The 18,503-nt window shown below is 63.8% G+C and carries 20 protein-coding genes; 7 read left to right on the forward strand and 13 right to left on the reverse strand.

What is annotated here, in order from left to right; translation table 11 throughout:
* Window positions 1-4: 4 nt before the first annotated feature.
* Entirely contained in the window at window positions 5-1,330 is a 1,326-nt protein-coding gene (locus ABE543_RS02640) for a GTP-binding protein (protein ID WP_346475255.1), read from the reverse strand.
* A gap of 67 nt (window positions 1,331-1,397) precedes the next feature.
* On the opposite strand from ABE543_RS02640, the gene ABE543_RS02645 reads away from it, so the two are divergent.
* Window positions 1,398-1,775: a MerC domain-containing protein gene (locus ABE543_RS02645; protein WP_164151030.1), complete on the forward strand. Its 378-nt coding sequence runs from the start codon at window positions 1,398-1,400 to the stop codon at window positions 1,773-1,775.
* Window positions 1,776-1,799: 24 nt separating this feature from the next.
* Here ABE543_RS02645 and ABE543_RS02650 read toward each other — a convergent pair whose 3' ends face one another.
* Complete coding sequence (locus ABE543_RS02650; RefSeq protein ID WP_049417302.1) at window positions 1,800-2,084, reverse strand: metal-sensing transcriptional repressor; 285 nt, start codon at window positions 2,082-2,084, stop codon at window positions 1,800-1,802.
* Between the two features lie 51 nt (window positions 2,085-2,135).
* Between ABE543_RS02650 and dmeF the strand changes: the two genes are divergently transcribed.
* Window positions 2,136-3,110: a CDF family Co(II)/Ni(II) efflux transporter DmeF gene (gene dmeF, locus ABE543_RS02655; protein ID WP_346475256.1), complete on the forward strand. Its 975-nt coding sequence runs from the start codon at window positions 2,136-2,138 to the stop codon at window positions 3,108-3,110.
* A 24-nt stretch (window positions 3,111-3,134) separates the two neighbouring features.
* On the opposite strand, the gene ABE543_RS02660 is transcribed toward dmeF, so the two are convergent.
* Window positions 3,135-3,419 carry a hypothetical protein gene (locus ABE543_RS02660; protein ID WP_065175406.1) on the reverse strand — a complete coding sequence of 95 codons (285 nt, stop codon included), beginning with the start codon at window positions 3,417-3,419 and terminating at the stop codon, window positions 3,135-3,137.
* Between the two features lie 85 nt (window positions 3,420-3,504).
* On the opposite strand from ABE543_RS02660, the gene ABE543_RS02665 reads away from it, so the two are divergent.
* Window positions 3,505-3,921: a hypothetical protein gene (locus ABE543_RS02665; RefSeq protein ID WP_346475257.1), complete on the forward strand. Its 417-nt coding sequence runs from the start codon at window positions 3,505-3,507 to the stop codon at window positions 3,919-3,921.
* Window positions 3,922-4,473: 552 nt separating this feature from the next.
* The gene (locus ABE543_RS02670) at window positions 4,474-5,325 is read left to right on the forward strand and encodes an MnmC family methyltransferase (protein ID WP_229765849.1); all 852 of its coding nucleotides are present in this window, start codon (window positions 4,474-4,476) and stop codon (window positions 5,323-5,325) included.
* A gap of 3 nt (window positions 5,326-5,328) precedes the next feature.
* Here the strand turns inward: ABE543_RS02670 and ABE543_RS02675 are convergent, their stop codons facing one another.
* On the reverse strand, window positions 5,329-6,297 hold the full coding sequence (locus tag ABE543_RS02675) for a polysaccharide deacetylase family protein (RefSeq protein ID WP_111186613.1): 969 nt from the start codon (window positions 6,295-6,297) through the stop codon (window positions 5,329-5,331).
* A 54-nt stretch (window positions 6,298-6,351) separates the two neighbouring features.
* Window positions 6,352-6,996 carry a hypothetical protein gene (locus ABE543_RS02680; protein ID WP_346475258.1) on the reverse strand — a complete coding sequence of 215 codons (645 nt, stop codon included), beginning with the start codon at window positions 6,994-6,996 and terminating at the stop codon, window positions 6,352-6,354.
* A gap of 91 nt (window positions 6,997-7,087) precedes the next feature.
* Between ABE543_RS02680 and ABE543_RS02685 the strand changes: the two genes are divergently transcribed.
* Window positions 7,088-7,831, forward strand: a complete 744-nt coding sequence (locus ABE543_RS02685; protein WP_346475259.1) for a hypothetical protein — start codon at window positions 7,088-7,090, stop codon at window positions 7,829-7,831.
* On the opposite strand, the gene ABE543_RS02690 is transcribed toward ABE543_RS02685, so the two are convergent.
* Both ABE543_RS02690 and ABE543_RS02695 read right to left on the reverse strand, forming a co-directional pair.
* Window positions 7,828-7,998: a hypothetical protein gene (locus ABE543_RS02690; protein WP_164972344.1), complete on the reverse strand. Its 171-nt coding sequence runs from the start codon at window positions 7,996-7,998 to the stop codon at window positions 7,828-7,830. The genes ABE543_RS02685 and ABE543_RS02690 overlap by 4 nt on opposite strands.
* Window positions 7,999-8,018: 20 nt before the next feature.
* Window positions 8,019-8,831 carry an alpha/beta hydrolase gene (locus ABE543_RS02695; protein WP_346475260.1) on the reverse strand — a complete coding sequence of 271 codons (813 nt, stop codon included), beginning with the start codon at window positions 8,829-8,831 and terminating at the stop codon, window positions 8,019-8,021.
* Window positions 8,832-9,050: 219 nt separating this feature from the next.
* Here ABE543_RS02695 and ABE543_RS02700 point away from each other — a divergent pair, with 219 nt between their 5' ends.
* Window positions 9,051-9,527 (forward strand): nuclear transport factor 2 family protein, encoded by a 477-nt coding sequence (locus tag ABE543_RS02700; RefSeq protein ID WP_346475261.1) that lies wholly within the window; start codon window positions 9,051-9,053, stop codon window positions 9,525-9,527.
* A gap of 59 nt (window positions 9,528-9,586) precedes the next feature.
* Here ABE543_RS02700 and ABE543_RS02705 read toward each other — a convergent pair whose 3' ends face one another.
* The 3 genes from ABE543_RS02705 to ABE543_RS02715 all read right to left on the reverse strand — a co-directional run bounded on the left by ABE543_RS02705 (window position 9,587) and on the right by ABE543_RS02715 (window position 12,427).
* Complete coding sequence (locus ABE543_RS02705; RefSeq protein ID WP_346475262.1) at window positions 9,587-10,180, reverse strand: hypothetical protein; 594 nt, start codon at window positions 10,178-10,180, stop codon at window positions 9,587-9,589.
* 45 nt (window positions 10,181-10,225) lie between these two features.
* Window positions 10,226-11,140: an HNH endonuclease gene (locus ABE543_RS02710; RefSeq protein ID WP_346475263.1), complete on the reverse strand. Its 915-nt coding sequence runs from the start codon at window positions 11,138-11,140 to the stop codon at window positions 10,226-10,228.
* A 147-nt stretch (window positions 11,141-11,287) separates the two neighbouring features.
* Window positions 11,288-12,427: a YncE family protein gene (locus ABE543_RS02715; RefSeq protein WP_346475264.1), complete on the reverse strand. Its 1,140-nt coding sequence runs from the start codon at window positions 12,425-12,427 to the stop codon at window positions 11,288-11,290.
* A gap of 687 nt (window positions 12,428-13,114) precedes the next feature.
* On the opposite strand from ABE543_RS02715, the gene ABE543_RS02720 reads away from it, so the two are divergent.
* Entirely contained in the window at window positions 13,115-13,483 is a 369-nt protein-coding gene (locus ABE543_RS02720) for a hypothetical protein (protein WP_346475265.1), read from the forward strand.
* A 211-nt stretch (window positions 13,484-13,694) separates the two neighbouring features.
* Here the strand turns inward: ABE543_RS02720 and ABE543_RS02725 are convergent, their stop codons facing one another.
* From ABE543_RS02725 to aceE, 3 genes are all read right to left on the reverse strand, one after another.
* Window positions 13,695-14,318, reverse strand: a complete 624-nt coding sequence (locus tag ABE543_RS02725; RefSeq protein ID WP_346475266.1) for a hypothetical protein — start codon at window positions 14,316-14,318, stop codon at window positions 13,695-13,697.
* 3 nt (window positions 14,319-14,321) lie between these two features.
* Window positions 14,322-15,371, reverse strand: a complete 1,050-nt coding sequence (locus ABE543_RS02730; protein ID WP_346475267.1) for a DUF262 domain-containing protein — start codon at window positions 15,369-15,371, stop codon at window positions 14,322-14,324.
* Window positions 15,372-15,446: 75 nt separating this feature from the next.
* Window positions 15,447-18,134 (reverse strand): pyruvate dehydrogenase (acetyl-transferring), homodimeric type, encoded by a 2,688-nt coding sequence (aceE, locus tag ABE543_RS02735; RefSeq protein WP_065175416.1) that lies wholly within the window; start codon window positions 18,132-18,134, stop codon window positions 15,447-15,449.
* Window positions 18,135-18,503: the final 369 nt, after the last annotated feature.

The following is an 18,503-nucleotide window of genomic DNA, read 5'->3' on the forward strand; positions in this document are numbered from 1 at the left end:
CCCGTCAGCGCTTCCATGCCGGGAACGACTGAGGCAACTGCTGCCACAACAGCGGGCCGGCGCGGAGCTCCTGGTCATCCAGCAGGCACGCATCCAGTTCCGCGCGCACCGCGCGTTCGTCCATGTGCACGCCGATCACCACCAGTTCCTGCCGACGGTCCCCCCATAGCGGATGCCACAGCCGCGCCATTGCGGCATGCGCGGCGCGATCCGAGAAGTCCTCCACGCCCGGCAGCGGAGCGCTCCAGCAGTTGGCCTGCTGGCGCGCCCAGCCCACATCGCTGTACGGCAGGGGTGTCGGCGGCAGCAGCGGCGTGGTGTCTTCCAGGCCTGCACGTACGCGATCACGCGCGGCGTACCAGAACCCTGCGGCCTGCGTGCGCGTTGCCGCGCCAACCGCGTTCAACTCGCCCACCCAGTCCATGCGGTTGGCCAGCCAGAACCAGCCCTTGCTGCGGATCACGCCGGGCATGCCACTGCGCAACGCGCGCGCGAAACGGGCCGGATGGAACGGCCGCCGTGAACGGTAGACGAAACTGGCAATGCCGTACTCTTCGCTTTCCGGCGTGTGCTCGCCACGCAACTCCTTCACCCAGCCCGGTGCGCGCTGCGCCCGCTCGAAGTCGAAGCGGCCGGTATCGAGCAGTTCCGTCAGCGGTACATCACCGAAGCTGGACAGCAGCAGCTTCGCATCGCGGTTGAGGCCGCGCAGCACGGCCAGCGTGTCCTGCAGCACTTCCTCCTCCACCTGGTCGATCTTGCTGACCACGATCACGTCAGCGAACTCGACCTGCTCGCAGAGCAGGTCGACCACCCCGCGGTCGTCGTCCGGTCCCGCCTGCTGGCCACGCTCGGCCAGGCGCAGGGTCGATCCGAAGTCGGCCAGGAAGGCACTGCCGTCGACCACGGTGACCATCGTGTCCAGCCGGGCGATGTCGCTCAGGCTGAAGCCCTGCTCATCGCGCACCGCGAAGGTCGCGGCCACCGGCATCGGTTCGCCGATACCGGTGGATTCGATCAGCAGGTAGTCGTAGCGGCCGCTGTCAGCCAGCCGCCGCACTTCCTGCAGCAGGTCCTCGCGCAGCGTGCAGCAGATGCAGCCGTTGCTGAATTCCACCAGCGTCTCTTCGGTGCGGCGCAGTTCGGCGCCACCGTCGCGCACCAGCTGCGCATCGATGTTGACCTCGCTCATGTCGTTGACGATGACCGCCACGCGCAGGCCCTCGCGGTTGCGCAGGATCTGGTTGAGCAGGGTGGTCTTGCCGGCCCCCAGAAAGCCGGACAGCACGGTGACGGGCAAGCGGCGGTCGGCGCGGGAAACAGTGTTCATGTCGGAGCGGTCTGGCTGCGGGAAAGAAATGTTACTATATAACAATTGCTACGCAAGGAACCTCCCCATGAAGTCCCCTTCCCCCGCACTGCTCGATGCCGGAGCCCTCGCCCTGTCGAGCCTGTGCCTGCTGCACTGCCTGGCGCTGCCCCTGCTTGCCGCCGCGTTGCCACTGTTCGGCGCCTGGGCCCAGGCCGAATGGGTGCATCTGCTGTTCGTGGCGATCGCCCTGCCGCTGACCGGCTACGCCCTGTGGCGGGCCGACCGCCGCCATCGCCTGCCCGTCATGGCCTGGACTGCGGCCGGTCTCGGCCTGGGCCTGCTGCTGGCCGGCGCGCTCGAGCTGCCTTCGCATGCCTGGGAAACGCCGCTGACCGTCACCGGCAGCCTGCTGCTGGCCGCCACCCACATCTGGAACGCGCGGCGCCGGCACCGCCACTGCTGAGCATCGCCGACGGCCCGCCCGGCGTTACTTCCCGTAACGCCGCAACAGTTCGACCAGCACCTCGGCCTCCGCCGCCCGCTGCTGCGGGTCTTCAGCCCCGACCACATGCTCCTGCAGGTGCTCGTGCAGCAACTCCATCAACAGGCTGTGGGCTGCACCACGCACCGCCGCGACCTGCACCAGCACGTCCGCACAGTCGCCCGCTTCACCCTCGGGCCTGTCCAGCGCCTGCTCCAATGCCGCCACCTGGCCGCCGATGCGGCGCACCCGGGTCAGCAGCTGTTTTCGATTTCTGTGTACATGTGCCATGGGTGGATCGTATACCCTATGGGGGTATCAACTCCACCCGCCGGTCACTCCATGCATCTGGACACGCTCGCCGCTGCCCGTCGCCACGACCATCGCTTCGACGATGGCAATCCCCTTGCCGAACGCAATACCCGCCGCGCCCTGTGGCTGACCGTCGGCATGATGCTGGTGGAGATCGTCGGCGGCTGGTGGTTCAACTCCATGGCCGTGCTGGCCGACGGCTGGCACATGAGCTCGCACGCACTGGCGCTGGGCCTTTCGGTGTTCGCCTACCGCTGTGCACGGCGCTACGCGCACGACCCGCGGTTCGCCTTCGGCACCTGGAAGATCGAGATCCTGGCGGGCTATACCAGCGCCATTGCCCTGCTGGGTGTCGCCGCGCTGATGGCCGCGCAGTCCGTGCAGCGGCTGTGGGTTCCCGCGCCGATCCATTACGACGAAGCCATCGCCATCGCCGTGGTCGGCCTGGGCGTGAATCTGCTCTGTGCGTGCTGGCTGCACGACAGCCCCGGCCACGCGCATCACGCGCATGGGCACGACCACGCGCATCATCACGGGCATCACCACGATCACGTTCATGCCCCTTCGCATGGCCACGATCTCAATCTGCGCTCGGCCTACCTGCACGTGCTGGCCGACGCGGCCACCTCGGTGCTGGCCATCGTCGCACTGCTCGGCGGCAAACTGCTGGGCCTCACCTGGCTGGACCCCGTGATGGGTCTGGTCGGCGCCGTGCTGGTCACGGTGTGGGCGGTCGGCCTGCTGCGTGACAGTGGCCGTATCCTGCTCGACGCGCAGATGGACGCGCCGGTGGTGGCCGAGGTCCGCGAGGTGATCGAGCAGGGCCCATGGCCGGCACGCCTGGCCGACCTGCACGTCTGGCAGGTGGGCCGGGGCAAGTACGCGGTCAGCGCCAGCGTGGTGACCAGCGACGCCCGCCTTGATGCCGATACCGTGCGCCAGGCGCTGGCGATCCACGAGGAGCTGGTGCACGTGACGGTCGAGATCCATCACAGCCCGTCCTGACAGCGCCGAGCCCTCGCCCCGGCTTCAGAGCTTCAGCATCATCCGCAGCAGGTACATCAGCAACGGCAGCGCACTCAGCACCGCGCCCACGATACCGATCCAGGGCCAGCGCTCACCCCGCACCCGCGATGCCACCGCCAGCCCGCAGCCCACCAGTGCCGAGCCCAGCACGCCCACCCCGAGGCCCGCGGCGATGCCATTGCCTCCCGCAGCCACCGCCGCCTGTGCCGCAAGCGTGCCTGCAGCCCACCCCACGACCAGGCCCAATCCACTGGCCACTCCGCACCACGGTGCCTTGCCCTGCGCCATTGCACGCGTCCTCTTGCCGAATTTCTGTACGGGCCACGCCCGGCTGCTGCCTACACTAGCCGCACCTGCCTCGTCGGGACATCCCATGCGCGCGCTTCGCCTGCTGCTGCCCGGTGCCCTGCTGCTGCTCACCGCCTGTGGCGGCGATGCGCGGCTGCCGTTCTCTTCCGATGCCCTGCAAGGCTGCTTCGCCACCAGCCCGCGCAGGACCGCCGATTTCCGCATCGAGCGCGAAGGCAGCCAGTACTTCGTTTCCTTCAACCGCGATGGCCAATGGCAGCGCGACCCGAACGGGCTGCACAAGGCCACCTCCAGCGAGATCAGCCGCTACTTCCGCGACGATGCGGCTCAGATCGACAGCGCCGTGATCCGCATGGCCGGCGGCTTCGGCCTCTTCCACTTCAACAGCGGCGCCACGCTGAAGGGCAAGGCCAGTGACAGTGACTACATGGCGCTGATGCTGATCGGTGCCGGGCCGGTGTATGCGGTGAAGTGCGATTGATCGAAGTGCAGGGATTCAAGCGGATGAGGAAAGTTTCAAATTCGACCAGGCACAACTTCGGTCACAATCAAGATGCCGGATATTGTTGAGCCTACTGTCTCCGCAACCATGAAACGGAGACTCACACATGAGCAGACGCGCGCGGATGCTATGTTTAGCGGCGGCCATGGCTGTACCTGCGTTCGCAGAAACACCCTTGAGTGTCGACAGAACGGAGTTGGACTCCAAGGGCGAGATCATCATCGTTCGTCGTACAACCTGGCCAGACTTCGACGGAGCACACATCCAGGTTGACCAGCATCTCAAGCCAGATGGATTTGGACGCCTGATCTATCGATACAGTGACCAGTCGGAAGCCACCAAGCTCTATCATCAGGCCTTCTGCGCCTCGATGGATATGGAACCGTCTCAGGGGGAAGGGACGATTGAAGGGCCGGCGGCGGGCTGGGTATGCACTCGTGAAAATGCCCCCGGCAGCTGCGTTGGGATCCAACACCGCTCTTTCTATCCTTCATGGCAGCTGCGGTACCATGCCCTCCCCCGAACCACCCGATGCCTGCCGTGCCCCACTACACCGGCCCTCTGCTGACCCGCGACAGCGCCGACGCCCTGCGTCGTGCCCATGACAAGGGTGCACCCGAGTGGCAGGGCTCGCTTGACCTGGGGCGCAGCCAGGACACGGTCACGCTGGATGCTGACGGCTTCAGCTTCCGCGGCCAGCACTACCCGTGGCCGGGCAAGCTGAAGGACCGCACGCTGTACTACTGGGAGGGCGAAGACTTCGCTCCCATCTCACGCTACAGCGGTTCACTGATCAAACTGGTGCCTACCGAGTGGGGTGCGCCGACCTTCGAAATCGACGGCATCAAGATGCTGCCCACCTCGAAGCTGTCGCCGTTCGAGGACGCGCGCCGCAAGGTCGAGCTGGTTGCACCGGCGGGCAAGGCGCTGCTTGATACCTGCGGTGGGCTCGGCTACTTCGCCGCCTGCGCACTGGAGGCCGGCGTCGGCCAGATCCGCTCGTTCGAGAAGAACGCCGACGTGATGTGGCTGCGCACGCTCAACCCGTGGTCGCCCGATCCCGACTCGGCCGCTGCCGGTGGTCGCCTGCACTTCAGCCAGGGCGACGTCTCGCAGCAGATCGAGCAGATCGCCAGCAACAGCGTCGATGCGATCCTGCATGACCCGCCGCGCTTCGGCATCGCAGGCGAACTGTATTCGCAGGTGTTCTACGACCATCTCGCCCGCGTCCTGCGCAAGGGCGGCCGCTTGTTCCACTACACCGGCGCGCCCAACAAGCTCACCAGCGGCCGCGATGTGCCGCGCGAAGTGGCCAAGCGCCTGGAAAAGGCCGGATTCAAGGCCGAGCTCGCGCTGGACGGCGTGCTGGCGGTCAAGCGCTGAGCGCTACTCCGAATCCACCTTCGCCAGCGTCATCACCCACGCCGGCACCACCGGTTCGCCGGCATAGAAATCCTTCGGCTTGTTCTCGGCCATCGCCCAGCGATGCAGCCAACTGGGGCCGTAGCGGCCGTTGTAGCCTTCCGCGCCGCGCGCATAGGCGGGGTCACGCATGGCTTCTTCCAGCGTGATGAAGCGGTAGCCGCGCCGCCGGGTGGCCGCCACCAGTTCGGCGAAGGTGGCCGCGTTCAGTTCATTGGCATGCATCAGCCAGACCTGCGGCAACGCATAGCCCAGCAGCGCCTGCGACTGCCGCTCGTAGTAGTCCAGCTTGTTGAGCATGTACGGCACATAGCCCTTGCGCAGCTGCGCCAGCGTAGCCTCGCGGGCTGCGGACGGCGGCTGTTCATTCATCACGTTGGCGTAGGCGAAGGCCCAGACCCATTCGCCGTTGTCCACCGTCACCGGCGCCACGCGGTACCCGTGGTCGCGGAAGAATCCGTCCATTGCCGCGCGGTCCTCGGCCGTCCGGCCCGCACGCAGATACGGATGGCGCATCCACTGTGGCCGCTGGCCACGCTCGGCCAGCAGTGGCCGCAGCACCTGTTCGCCACGCAGGAAATCCTGCTGGAAGGCGGCTACGCCCTGCGCATTGAGGTCCATGTGCGAATAGGTGTGGTTGCCCAGCCCATAACCCGCGTCGAGCCAATCGCGCAGCATCTGCACCCGCGCCGGCTGCACCTGGCCATCAACCTCCAGCTTGTTCTCGTTGACGAAGCCCACCACCGGCACATCGGCCTGGCGCAGCTGCGCCATCAACGCCGCATGGCGCGTCTGCAGATCCGCAGGCAGGATGGTGTCCACGCGCGCCCACGGCAGATCATCAATGGTCACCGCGATGCGCCGGTCCACCTCCGCGGCGTGCACCGCCAGCGACAACAGCAGCAACGGCAGGGCACGCAGCCACGTACGCATGGACCATCCTTGTGTCGGCAGGAACGCCGACTGTAGCCCAGCGCGCGAGCGCCGTCAGCGCCCCTCTTCCGCAGCCGCGGCCCGCCACAGCGCAACACCGCCTACCATCGCGGCCGTCAGCAGCGCCACCAGCACCAGGGCCAGGTCATCCGGATTGCGCTGCAGCGGCGCGTGCGCGCGGGTGAAAATATGGAAGACCACTTCCTGGGCCTGCTCCAGTGGCATGCGTCCCTGCTGGGTCAGATCGACCAGACACGCCGTCGGAGACAGCCTGACCACGCTGTTCCACGCGTCTTCGTACAGATGCAGGGTCCACGCCGCCAGCGCCATGGCGCTGGCATGCAGAGCCATCAGCCCCAACGCGGTGGTGCGCAGGGGCCGCCGTACCCGGTGCCACCAATGCACGCAGATGGCCATCGCACCCAGCAGTGCGAGCGCCATGCCCGCTACCGGCAACCACCGCAGCGGCTGCCAATCATCCAGTGCGCCGGCACGCGCCATCAACACTTCGGCCATCCGCAGTCGCGCCGCGGGGTCCGGGCCACCGCAGGCAGCCGTCACCGGCTCCAGCAACAGATCCACACGGTGATGGAAATAGCCTGAGGCCAGGCCAAGGCCCAGCACGGCGACCACCTGCAGCAGAAGCAACATCAGTCCCGGGGCGCGCGTGCGGCCCTGAGGGAACGGAGTGGATGTCATCGTTACACTCGTGTCGGCGGTCTGTCATCGTAACCAAGCCGATCACGGCTGTCGGCTGGCGGATGCGACAACACGTGTGCTCGGCGGTACGATGTCCACCGAGGAAGAACCGCTGCATGGAGTGCGCTGGATGCTGACGCTGTACCTGCTGGTGCATTACGGCACCGGCCTGTTGATGATCGCAGGGGCGGCCTACGCCGTGTCGCGTGTCATCCAGACCCAGCGCGCAAAGCTGCCACCGGTCACGCAATCCCTGCTGCCTACGGCCACACCACCGCGCCGTCGCGAACGCAAGGCACTACGGCGCCTGCAACGTCGTCATCCGCAGTGGAGCTACCACGTTGCCGCACCGGTTCCCCGCCGCTGGTACTTCGTCGGCTGCATACCGATCTTCGCCACGGCAGCGGTATGGGCCGTCGCCATGCCGGACGGCGCACGCTTCCAGGTCATGGTTGAAAGCACCGTCGGCTACCCGGCGAGCATCGCCCAGGTGCGCCTGCCCGCATCCCGGCACGCCGCGCTGTTGCAGGCGTGGCAGCCTGTCATCGCACAGGGCGCACGCACGGTCGAGATGGACTACACCATCGGCCGCCCACCGCTGGCAATCCAGTCGCGCGATGTCCTGCCGGTACAGGTACGGCAGCAGGGTGACCTGCTGCAGGTCGCGTTCGCACAGCCGATGCAGACACACCGGCTGCAGGCCGCACTAACCGCACGCGGCGCTCTGGCCGCCGGTGCGGTGCAGGTCCACCCACGCACGTTCGCACCTTGGCGCGAACGCGGTTGGACGCCCCTGCTCGCCCCTGCACCAGCGGGCCGCCCAACGCCGCGCTAACCGCGCGGCAGCTTGGCCGCCCACATATTGTCGACCAGGTTCGGATAGGGTCGCCCGTTCTCCTCCGCGCGCTGCCGCGCCGCCTCCTTCTGTGCAGGCGACAACGGCTGCGACTTCTGGCCCTTCGGGTTGGGCTTCTTCCACGGTGGCGTGCGGGTCTGGCGCATGCGACGAGTGTAGAGGCCGGTCACTGCTTGAGGAAGTTCAGCAGCGCCAGATTGAAGTCGTCGGTGTGGCTGGTGTTGCAGCCATGCGGCGCGTTATGCAGCACCACCAGCTCGCTGCCGCGTATGGCGCGCTGGGTGCGCTTGCCCGAGCCCTCCAGTGGCACGGTGGCATCACTGTCGCCGTGCAGCACCAGGGTGGGAACGCTCACCTTCTGCAGATCGCGACGGAAGTCGGTAGTGGCAAACGCCTTCATGCAACCCAGCGCCGCCGCCTGGTCGGACTGGTGGCACAGCGCAATCGCCGCCTGGCGCTCGGCCTCGGTGACCATCAGCTTGCCGTTGGCGCTGAAGAAATCGCGGGTGAAGCCATCGAAGAAGGCTTCGCGGTCCTGTTCCAGGCCGGCGCGCATCTCGTCCGCCTTGTCCTGGGTCAGCGGGCCCTCCGGGTTGTCCTCGGTGCGCAGCAGGTACGGCGGCACCGCAGCCGCGAACACCACGCTGTGCAGGCGCGCCTCGCCGTGATTGGCGATGTAGCGCGCCACCTCGCCGCCACCCATCGAGAAACCGACCAGCGTGACCTCCTTCAGATCGCGTTGCTCGATGATGTCGGCCAGATCGGCCGCCAGCGTGTCGTAGTCATAGCCGTCGGCCGGCTTCTCGGAACGACCGAAGCCACGGCGGTCATAGCTGATCACGCGGTAGCCCGCATCCCGCAGGATCGGCACCTGATCCTTCCACGCCTCGGCCGAGAGCGGCCAGCCATGGATGAGGATGACCGGGCGGCCCTCGCCGCCGGTGTCTTCGATGTGCAGCCGGATGGAGGAAGCAGGCATGGGAACTCCTGGTGAAAGGATGGCACCAGCCTAGGCAGCGCCGCCTGTGGCGACCGTGAGGGAATCCGCCCGCGCCATGACATGCCCTACACGCTTGGCGCCCTGCACCCGCACCCGGAATCCGGCCGTTCGTACCCGGCCGACGCGGCTTCGTCGCACCCGTGCACCGACCGCCCCCGCAGCGTGCCACTGTGCGCCCGACATCCACGGAGACGCGCCATGCTGTTCGCCCTGCCCCTGCTCGCCGCCGGCCTTGCTGCCAGCCCGGCCCCGTCCGATACCCTGCGCGAGCAGATCCGCCAGGCCGATACCCAGCTGTTCGCGGTGGCGTTCGAGGCCTGCGATGCCGATCGGGCCGCGGCGATGACCACCGGGGACATGGAGTTCTTCCACGACAAGGACGGCAAGTCGGCCAGCAGCCGCGAGGACTTCCGGCGCAGCGTGGCCCGCATGTGCGACAACGCGCGCGAGGGCGGCTGGCGCCTGCGCCGCGAATTGGTGGACCGTTCGCTGCAGGTGTTCCCGCTGCACGACGAGCGTGCATTGGAGATGGGCGACCATCGCTTCTACGAACGCGGCAAGGACGGCGTGGAGCGGTGGGTGGGGCAGGCGCGCTTCGTGCAGGTGTGGCGACGCGTGGACGGCACCTGGCAGGTGGAGCGGGTGATCAGCTATGACCACCGCGGGGTGGATTGAGGTTAGGGGGCGCTTACAGGCCTGCCCCTTCGATCCACCCCAGCAGTCGAGTGGCGGCCTCACGTCATTCCGAGCCAACGCTCAATCGCTGCGCTGCCTGCACTGAACAGCAGGTAGCGATGGAGGCACCACCCCGCCAACACGCCAGCAATCGCAACCCATAGCCAGTACGGGGCAGATGCACGCAGCGAGAAATCGCCGACCAGCAAGAAGTACGCCAGTAGCATGGCCACCATGGCCGTAATGCCGTAGCCCGCCATGAATGCGCAAGCGAGATACCTTCTTCGTTGTGGAGTGGAATGCCGCCGATGGCGCCATGTCAGCTCACCCGTGGTGTCGTCCAGATCGATGAGTTCCCACGCATCAGCGATCTCCATGATTGCGCGCGCCGGCTGGTCCAACCGGGAGAGTTCCTTAATCAGCGACACCGGCAGATAGGCGCCAAAGTGATGTCGCACAGCAACGGAGAGCCAAAGGTCATCCTTGCCATCCGCACGCTGAAATAGCTCAAGAAACTCCTTTCGCGATGTACCTTTCGACTGCGCATTACTTGCAATCCACTTGAACAGCAGAACAGCGATAGCGCACAAGATGAGTGGGAGGAGCAATTGCCCACCATTCAAGTCCACCAGTCGATTGATGATGCCATCCATGCGTTATCTCCCTGAGATGCGAAACAGCGGTGCCGAGCTCTCGTTCTACCTCTGGAACCGCCGGTTACGGTGGTAGTCGAGGTACCGCCGCTGCGCTGCATTGAACGGCTGCTGCGCCCGTCGCTGCTCGAGCGACCAATCCTGCAACAGCGTTGCGGGCAACTTGGGACTCACGATAAGTCCACCCTCGTCATCGAAAGAGATGAACCCCCGATCGAATAGTCGATCGACATGCGGCGCAAGCATTAGGCCATTGTTGCCATCTAGACGCTCGGCGTTGTCACTATCCGCCCACGGCTTGATGTGGCTTGCGATAAGAAAGTTGACATCACTGGTTCCCGTGACGCGGCACCTGAGCTCAATGGCCTTCACGTTGTTGCGGAACTTCCCCTGTCCCAGGCGCGCGGTAATCAACTGCTTCTTTTGAGTTACCGAGAGCTCGCGATCATTCTCAATCTTTTCGATAGCGCGGTTGATCGGCACGTCCTCCCGCCACTGCGACACCTCATCAACATCAACCCTCATCAGTGCTAGGAGTTCATCTGCCATGCGCTGCGGCACCGGGCAGAGGTACGCCTCGTTCGCCTTGCCGTTTCGCTTGAGGGGCGAGTACTTGTCCGGGAGATGAGGATCGAGACGATCCATATGCTCGCTCACCGGCAGCGGTGCCTCGAGCAGGCGGTACGTCACCGGGACGGCCCAACCATCCTTGCCCCACTCACTATCCGGAACATCGAACGCGTCTGGTCGGTCCTGGGAGTGGTGCGGGTCAGTTACCACCGCAAGGGCTTTGATCCGCTTGTTCGCAAATGCGAAGACCATGTCGCCGGGCTGGACCTGCGTCATATGGTCATAGAAGGGACTGGAGTACCCGCCCTTCTTTTTCTTTGGGGACCACAGAAAGCCGCCCTGGAACGATGCGTCGAACGTCTTCTTCTGATTGACCCACCAATACCTCATTCCTGCCCCCGTCTCGTCCAGATGACGCAGCCTCCTGGCCGCCTGACGGGATACTACCTAGCAATGTCGTAATCGGCACGATTTCGTCCAAAACAACAGAGGCAGGGGATCGCCCAGCCTCTGCCTTTGACCTGTCGCGTGCTGCGCTTACAACTGGATGCGCGCCACGCTCTCGTTCGCGTCCTTGGCATCCTTCTCGCCGTTCTTGATGCTCACGTACAGCACGTTGTTCTTGGCATCCAGCGCCAGGCTGTTCGGGTGGGTCGGCACCGGGTAGGTGGCCACCTTCTGGTAGCTCTCACTGTCGTACGCGGTCACCGTGCCGCCGTCGCGGTTGGTCACGTACAGGCGCTTGCGCGGTGCGTCCAGCAGGATGCCCAGCGGGCCGGCGTCGGTCGGGATGCTAGCCAGTTCCTTGCCGGTGGTGCGGTCGAGCACCAGCACGCGCTGGCCCGGGTGCTTGCTGGTGAAGCCCGCGCTGCTCTTGGTCATGTAGCTGCGGATCATCTCCGAGCCCTGGTCGGTCACGAACAGGCGCTTGCCGTCCGGGTGCAGTGCGATGTTCATCGGCTGCTCGGCGCTGATCTTGTGTTGGGCCACCACCGTGTTGGCGTCGGTGCCGACCACCACCAGGTCGGCCAGCAGGTTGCTGGTGTACACGCGCCTGTTGGCGGCATCCAGCGCCAGGCCCGGCGCCTTGGCGTTGCCTAGGCCCGGGATGGTGTCGATCACTTTCAGCGTGGTGGTATCGACCACGAACAGCACGCTGCCCTCGCTGGAATGGCCGGTGACGTACAGACGGTTGGCCGGGCTGTCGACCACCAGTTCGCGCAGGTCGTGGGTGTAGGCGGCCTTGCCGTCCTTGCCGACCTTCTTCTCCATCAGCTGCACGATGCCGATGGCCTTGTTCTGGGCGGTATCGACCACGGTTACCGAGGTATCAACGGTGTTGCCCACGTACAGGCGGTTGTGGGCGTCATCCAGCACTACGCCGAACGCCTTGCGCTCCAGCGGGATGCGAGTTTCCACGGCCAGCGTGGCCGGGTTCAGGCGCAGCACCTGCGACGGGCCGGCGTCATCGCCGAAGCCGCCGGATGACGCAACGAACACGGCGTTCTGGGTGGGGCTGTACGCCAGTTCGTACAGGCCCTTGGCGATGGCCTGGCGCTGCACGGCATCGGGGGTGCTGGCGGCGGGAGCGTTATCGGCGAAGGCCGCCGGGGCGCCGACGCTGAGCGAAATGGCAAGGGCCAGGGCGGCCGAGCGGAAAGCGGAATGACGGAACATGCGAGCATCCTTGAAAGGGCACGGAAGGGTGTCCTGGCTCGCTGGGCCGTACGGCGACGGCCCGCCCCGGGTGTGTCTGCACGGGGTGGGCTGGCTGGGTTGCGGGGGAATGGTAGCAGGCTGGGGAGAGGCGTGGTGCCGAGGACGACGGCCGAAGTGTCGTTTTTGGCTCGCCTTTTCGGCTGCGGGGCGGTGACGAGGGCCCGATTCCGGCGTGGACGGAGGATTTCGGAAGGCCCTGCGCGATCGGCAGGCGGTTGCGTTCTGTGCGGGCGCACAGGCTGATTACGATCTTTCCTGTCGCAAAAACCTTCCTTGAAGTTCGATTGCGGAGATTGTCGTCGCATACGGCACGCTGGCCATATGCGACAATAGTTCCGCTCTGTGGAACTGCGTGTTTCCTCCGCAATTTCCAATTGGATTTCAGGGCGCAGGCGTGAGCAGATTGGCGGGCCACCGGAAAAGGGTGGCGCGGGACTCGAAAACCCGTCCAAGTATCAGATGTTCACGCTTGTCAGCCGGCGTCACGTTTGCGTGGCGCCGGCTGGCAATCCGTTCGCGTTCCATGGCGGGCGGTGCGTGGGGGTCTTCGGACCCGCCGGTCTGATACTTACCGGTTTTCGAGCCACGCATCGTCCCGCCACCTCCATCGGTGGCGTTGCTTTCTGTCCTGTACGGAGCATTGCCATGAACGAATCGGATTTCCGTTCCCTGCACGCGCAGTACGATCCGGCCAATACCGAGCCCGAGCGCGACGCATCCCCCGATCCCAACGGATTTGTCTCTACCCTGCGTCGCATCGGAAAGGGTGCGGCTGCGGACGGTCAGCCGTGGCCAGAGCGGCATCAGTTGCCTGGGCGTTGTCTTCAGCTGGCGGATGCGGATTGCGCGCTGGCGGGATTGCGCGTGGTAGCAGAGCTGATGCTGGCTGCGGAGCGCACGCGGCAGAACGGTGCGCCCGAAGAGTATGTGGGGGATCGGGTGATGGAGGGGTTGAAGATGGCTTGTGTGGCGTTGACTGCGCAGGTTACTGAAAGATTGCAAGTTGGGGAATGAGGTGACCCTTCCGTGCCGTCTGTGCTCCAGGCCGATAGGTTTCCTCTCTGGCCTACCCAATACGGAACCACCACGTCAGCAAACCCGACGCGTGAAACGCGGGTTCTGTCACTCTGCTGACATGAGGCGTCCGAGAATAGTTGTCACTCAATCGTGCTATGAAGCGATCCGCGAACGAGAGCTTCAGCTCTCAAAAGACACGCGCTCCGGATCACCACCTGACTGATGCCGAGACAACACAATGCTCTACGATTTCCTCCATTCGGCCAACGACCCGGATTACATCTCCCACAGAAATTGTGCCGCCAACGGCCTCTGGAGACAGAGTGCCATGAGCGACATCATTTCGACGATCCGCAAGTGTATTTAGCTCCTGCCGGTGTATTGGCGAGACAAAAGACGCCCCAGGAAGATCAAAAACTCGCCATGCCAGATCAATATGATCGGGACGGATTGTCTTTCCATCATAAGGAATCGAAAAGGGCGGCAATGGCGAATTCCCTCGAATACAGTCCAGGATATCCGCTACCTTTTCCCACCGCTTTACCGCCTTGCCCTCAGATGCCGTGCCTATTTTTTCAAATATGAAAATACTAGAAGAAGAGAACCCCTTTCTCTTTTTTCTAGAAGATGATGCCTGAACCCTGCCGCACACCTCATTCAGGTATCTTTTCCAAAAATCCTCAATTGACGCGGTCATCCAAACCAAAGCAAACGCCTTGCTTGACTTCGTGAATGAATTGTACCTAGCACTTATCGCCAATCCATCAAGCAGAACCAAGTTTGATCTAATTGACTGCGTATCTTGCAAGAACTTTCCATGTCCGAAATCCATACATCAGTTCTCAGGATCTTCGCCAAGAAGAAGTTCACGAGCTCGATCAATACGTCCAAACAAAGATTTCTTAGTATTCGTCCCACCAGTACTAAATGCCAAAAGCTTACGATCCTTAAGCCAGCCAGGCTTTGGAACCAGCTTTTTTCTTTGGCGCGAAAGCTCGAGCGCAGCAATCAGAACGCCTTCAGCCAGATTCAATGGCGTTACTGGATAATTCTCCTTGAGAATAGCCCCTTTATGAATTTTTGAGAACTTCCTGACGACACTTTCGAACTCAGAGCGCATGACAGCTACTGATGCCATAGTCTGATTATCTCTAGCAAAAGAATTCAGAAAAACAGTAACCTTCCCGTCAAACTGATCCCTATTGTTTGAATAAGCAAAAAGCTTAAGAACAAACTCTTCAAGAGTACCGTCGTCCTTATGACCCTTTTGTAGCTTGATTAAATTTGTGAGACCACGACTTTGTGCAGCCTCGCTCAGAAAATCTGAGAGCACCCCCTGATAAACGCACGCGCGAATTTCCTGAGATGACAAAGCGATGCCACCAGTGTTAAGTCTTTCGAAGGTATCAAACCTCACGTCCATGTCCGACTTATCACTAAGCGATGTAACGCGAAGCGCGCGCTTCATCAAATGAAGCTGAATTGACTCAGGGAGCTCATCAAAAGTTTTCCCGTTAAAGGCCGACAGCTTTTCCAGGCCACTAAGCCTAAGTGAAGATGCCTTTCCAATCGAGGCCTGGAGTGACTCCTCCCCGCCCGCAAAATGCACAAGTGAACTTATCCGCTGCAATCCATCCACCAACTCCCATGTTCCATCCTTGTTAGTCGCCATAAAGATGGTCGGGACTGGAAGACCAAGGAGAACAGACTCAACAAGACGAGATTCTCTGGTCTCGTCCCAACGGAATTTTCTCTGGTATTCAGGCGCGCGGTCGATTTCGCCTTCTTCGACCATCCGCACCAACTCGCGAACTGTGACATCGAAGTTGTCGACGTCAACCTTCTTTCGCTGCGAGTCAAATTGAGTGTTCAGATCAATTGCCATCTCACCGCTCCTTATAAAGAGACAGGGCGAGGCATCAACGATACCTCGCCCTTTTCAATCTCGTCCTTAATTCAATCAAACCCCAACAGGATTAGCCTTCTCCGGATCAATCTTGTACTGCTTGATCGCCCGGGCCACATCCTTCGCGGTCATCTTCCCTTCCTTCGCCAGCGCCGCAATCGCGGCGTGCGCGATGTAGTACCGGTCAACCTCGAAGAAGCGACGCAGGTTCGCACGGGTATCCGAACGACCGAAACCATCCGTACCCAGCACGGTGTAGCTCATCGGCACGAACGCGCGGATCTGGTCCGCATACGCACGCACGTAGTCGGTAGCGGCAATCGCCGGGCCCTGGCGGCCTTCCAGCAGCTCGGTCACGTAGGCCTTGCGCTGCTCGCCTTCCGGATGCAGGCGGTTGTGGCGCTCCACATCGAAGCCGTCGCGGCGCAGTTCGTTGAAGCTCGGGCAGCTCCAGATATCGGCGGTCACGCCGAAGTCCTTGTCCAGCAGCTCGGCGGCGGCGATGGCTTCGCGCAGGATGGTGCCCGAACCCAGCAGCTGCACGCGCAGTTCGCCCTTCTTCGGCTTGCCGGCGTCGGTCAGCAGGTACATGCCCTTGACGATGCCCTCGGCTGCGCCTTCCGGCATGTCCGGGTGGGCGTAGTTCTCGTTCATCAGGGTCAGGTAGTAGTACTCGTCTACCTGGTCTTCCATCATCGCCTTGGTGCCGTGCTGCAGGATCACCGTCACTTCGTAGCCGAAGGTCGGGTCGTAGCTGCGCACGTTCGGGATGCCACCGGCCACCAGATGGCTGAAGCCATCTTCGTGCTGCAGGCCTTCACCGTTCAGCGTGGTGCGGCCGGCGGTGCCACCCAGCAGGAAGCCGCGGGTACGCATGTCGGCGGCCTGCCAGGCGATGTCGCCCACGCGCTGGAAGCCGAACATCGAGTAGTAGATGTAGAACGGCAGCATCGGCACGTTGCTGACCGAGTAGCTGGTACCGGCGGCCATCCACGAGCTGATCGCGCCCGGCTCGCTGATGCCCTGCTGCAGCACCTGGCCGCTCTGGTCTTCGCGGTAGAACATCAGCTGGTCGGCGTCCACCGGCTTGTACTTCTGGCCGAACGGCGCGTAGATGCCGATCTGGCGGAACAGGCCTTCCATGCCGAAGGTGCGGGCTTCGTCGGCCACGATCGGCACGATGTGCGGGCCCAGCTCCTTGTCGCGCAGGGTGATGTTCAGGCTCTGCACGAACGCCATGGTGGTGGAGTAGGTGCGTTCGCCGCTGCTCTTCAGCAGGCGCTCGTAGGTTTCCAGCTTCGGTGCGTTGAAACTCTTGTCAGCCTTGCGGCGGCGCTGCGGCAGGTAACCGCCCAGGGCAGCACGGCGCTCCTGCAGGTACTGCACTTCCGGCGAGTCCGGGCCCGGGTTGTAGAACGGCACCTGGCCGTCCTTGAGCTGCTCGTCGGTCACCGGAATGTTGAAGCGGTCGCGGAAGTGCTTGACGGCTTCGTCGTCCAGCTTCTTGGTCTGGTGGGTCGGGTTCAACGCTTCACCGGCGCTGCCCATGCCATAACCCTTCACGGTCTTGGCCAGGATGACGGTCGGCATGCCCTTGGTGTTCACGGCCTGGTGGTAGGCGGCGTACACCTTGTGCGGGTCGTGGCCACCGCGGTTGAGGCGCCAGATGTCGTCGTCGGACAGGCCGGCGACCATCGCGGCGGTCTCCGGGTACTTGCCGAAGAAATGCTCGCGGGTGTACGCGCCGCCGAAGGCCTTGCAGTTCTGGTATTCGCCGTCGACGGTTTCCATCATCAGCTTCTTCAGGACGCCGTTGGTGTCCTTGGCCAGCAGGGCATCCCAGTAACCGCCCCACAGCAGCTTGATGACGTTCCAGCCGCCGCCGCGGAACACGCCTTCCAGTTCCTGGATGATCTTGCCGTTGCCGCGCACCGGGCCGTCCAGGCGCTGCAGGTTGCAGTTCACCACGAAGATCAGGTTGTCCAGGCCTTCACGGCCGGCCAGGGCGATGGCACCCAGGGTTTCCGGCTCGTCCGACTCGCCGTCGCCGATGAAGCACCACACCTTGCGGTCGGACTTCTCGATCAGGCCACGGTTTTCCAGGTAACGCATGAACTGCGCCTGGTAGATGGCGGCCAGCGGGCCCAGGCCCATCGACACGGTGGGGGTCTGCCAGAAGTCCGGCATCAGCCACGGGTGCGGGTACGAGGACAGGCCACCGCCGTCCACTTCCATGCGGAACTTGTCCAGCTGCTCTTCGCTGATGCGGCCTTCCAGGAAGGCGCGGGCGTAGATGCCCGGGGCGCTGTGGCCCTGGATGAACAGCAGGTCGCCCGGGTGGTTGTCGCTCGGGGCGCGCCAGAAGTGGTTGAAGCCCACGTCGTACAGGGTGGCACCGGAGGCGAACGAGGCGATGTGGCCGCCCAGGTCGCCCGGCTTGCGGTTGGCGCGGACCACGGTGGCCATCGCGTTCCAGCGGATGATGGAACGGATGCGCCATTCCAGCTCGGCATTGCCCGGGCTCTTGGCCTCGAACTGCGGCTCGATCGTATTGACGTATTCGGTCGTGGGAGAGAACGGCAGGTAGGCGCCCGAACGACGGGTCAGCTCCACCATGCCTTCCAGCAGCTGATGCGCGCGCTCGGAGCCCTCGACATCAATAACGGCCTTCAACGACTCGATCCACTCCTGGGTTTCCACAGGATTCGGGTCGTTGTTCAGCACCTCGTTCAACCAGTTCATTAGCGCTCCCATAACCGCACGCACGCGCGCGACTGTTGTATAGATATCTAGACCGCAAAGTGTAGCGCACCAAGGGCTTTCGTCACTTGGCTACGCTGGCGTATGGACGCATGCAGCCAGTGTCCGCAAGGCATGTCCCGCCTGTCTTCGGCGGGCCAGCAGGCGCGCTCCAGGCCGCTGCGGCGGGCCTTGGACCGCTTCGGGCACGTCGCGATTGCCCGCCTGGCGCATGTGCAGAACGAAGTGTTACCCAGGGCGATGACCGTTGTAGGGCACGGCCGACCGCGTGTGGGCCTGCGCCGGGGGCACCGCAGCTGAATGACTGATGCGGTGTCGCGCCCGGCTCTGGACCGGGCTGCGCCGGCCGCG

Source organism: Stenotrophomonas sp. TWI169 (genome assembly GCF_039674705.1).
In the GTDB taxonomy this organism is placed as follows: Bacteria; Pseudomonadota; Gammaproteobacteria; order Xanthomonadales; family Xanthomonadaceae; genus Stenotrophomonas; species Stenotrophomonas maltophilia_P.

What these genes read in the sequence shown, in the direction of transcription:
- ABE543_RS02710 (WP_346475263.1), bottom strand. Translation starts at nt 11,140, where the DNA reads ATGAGGTATTGGTGGGTCAATCAGAAGAAGACGTTCGACGCATCGTTC.
- ABE543_RS02640 (WP_346475255.1), bottom strand. Translation starts at nt 1,330, where the DNA reads ATGAACACTGTTTCCCGCGCCGACCGCCGCTTGCCCGTCACCGTGCTG.
- dmeF (WP_346475256.1), top strand. Translation starts at nt 2,136, where the DNA reads ATGCATCTGGACACGCTCGCCGCTGCCCGTCGCCACGACCATCGCTTC.
- ABE543_RS02705 (WP_346475262.1), bottom strand. Translation starts at nt 10,180, where the DNA reads ATGGATGGCATCATCAATCGACTGGTGGACTTGAATGGTGGGCAATTG.
- ABE543_RS02650 (WP_049417302.1), bottom strand. Translation starts at nt 2,084, where the DNA reads ATGGCACATGTACACAGAAATCGAAAACAGCTGCTGACCCGGGTGCGC.
- aceE (WP_065175416.1), bottom strand. Translation starts at nt 18,134, where the DNA reads ATGAACTGGTTGAACGAGGTGCTGAACAACGACCCGAATCCTGTGGAA.
- ABE543_RS02670 (WP_229765849.1), top strand. Translation starts at nt 4,474, where the DNA reads ATGCCTGCCGTGCCCCACTACACCGGCCCTCTGCTGACCCGCGACAGC.
- ABE543_RS02715 (WP_346475264.1), bottom strand. Translation starts at nt 12,427, where the DNA reads ATGTTCCGTCATTCCGCTTTCCGCTCGGCCGCCCTGGCCCTTGCCATT.
- ABE543_RS02685 (WP_346475259.1), top strand. Translation starts at nt 7,088, where the DNA reads ATGTCCACCGAGGAAGAACCGCTGCATGGAGTGCGCTGGATGCTGACG.
- ABE543_RS02690 (WP_164972344.1), bottom strand. Translation starts at nt 7,998, where the DNA reads ATGCGCCAGACCCGCACGCCACCGTGGAAGAAGCCCAACCCGAAGGGC.
- ABE543_RS02665 (WP_346475257.1), top strand. Translation starts at nt 3,505, where the DNA reads ATGCGCGCGCTTCGCCTGCTGCTGCCCGGTGCCCTGCTGCTGCTCACC.
- ABE543_RS02720 (WP_346475265.1), top strand. Translation starts at nt 13,115, where the DNA reads ATGAACGAATCGGATTTCCGTTCCCTGCACGCGCAGTACGATCCGGCC.
- ABE543_RS02725 (WP_346475266.1), bottom strand. Translation starts at nt 14,318, where the DNA reads ATGGATTTCGGACATGGAAAGTTCTTGCAAGATACGCAGTCAATTAGA.
- ABE543_RS02675 (WP_111186613.1), bottom strand. Translation starts at nt 6,297, where the DNA reads ATGCGTACGTGGCTGCGTGCCCTGCCGTTGCTGCTGTTGTCGCTGGCG.
- ABE543_RS02680 (WP_346475258.1), bottom strand. Translation starts at nt 6,996, where the DNA reads ATGACATCCACTCCGTTCCCTCAGGGCCGCACGCGCGCCCCGGGACTG.
- ABE543_RS02695 (WP_346475260.1), bottom strand. Translation starts at nt 8,831, where the DNA reads ATGCCTGCTTCCTCCATCCGGCTGCACATCGAAGACACCGGCGGCGAG.
- ABE543_RS02645 (WP_164151030.1), top strand. Translation starts at nt 1,398, where the DNA reads ATGAAGTCCCCTTCCCCCGCACTGCTCGATGCCGGAGCCCTCGCCCTG.
- ABE543_RS02660 (WP_065175406.1), bottom strand. Translation starts at nt 3,419, where the DNA reads ATGGCGCAGGGCAAGGCACCGTGGTGCGGAGTGGCCAGTGGATTGGGC.
- ABE543_RS02700 (WP_346475261.1), top strand. Translation starts at nt 9,051, where the DNA reads ATGCTGTTCGCCCTGCCCCTGCTCGCCGCCGGCCTTGCTGCCAGCCCG.
- ABE543_RS02730 (WP_346475267.1), bottom strand. Translation starts at nt 15,371, where the DNA reads ATGGCAATTGATCTGAACACTCAATTTGACTCGCAGCGAAAGAAGGTT.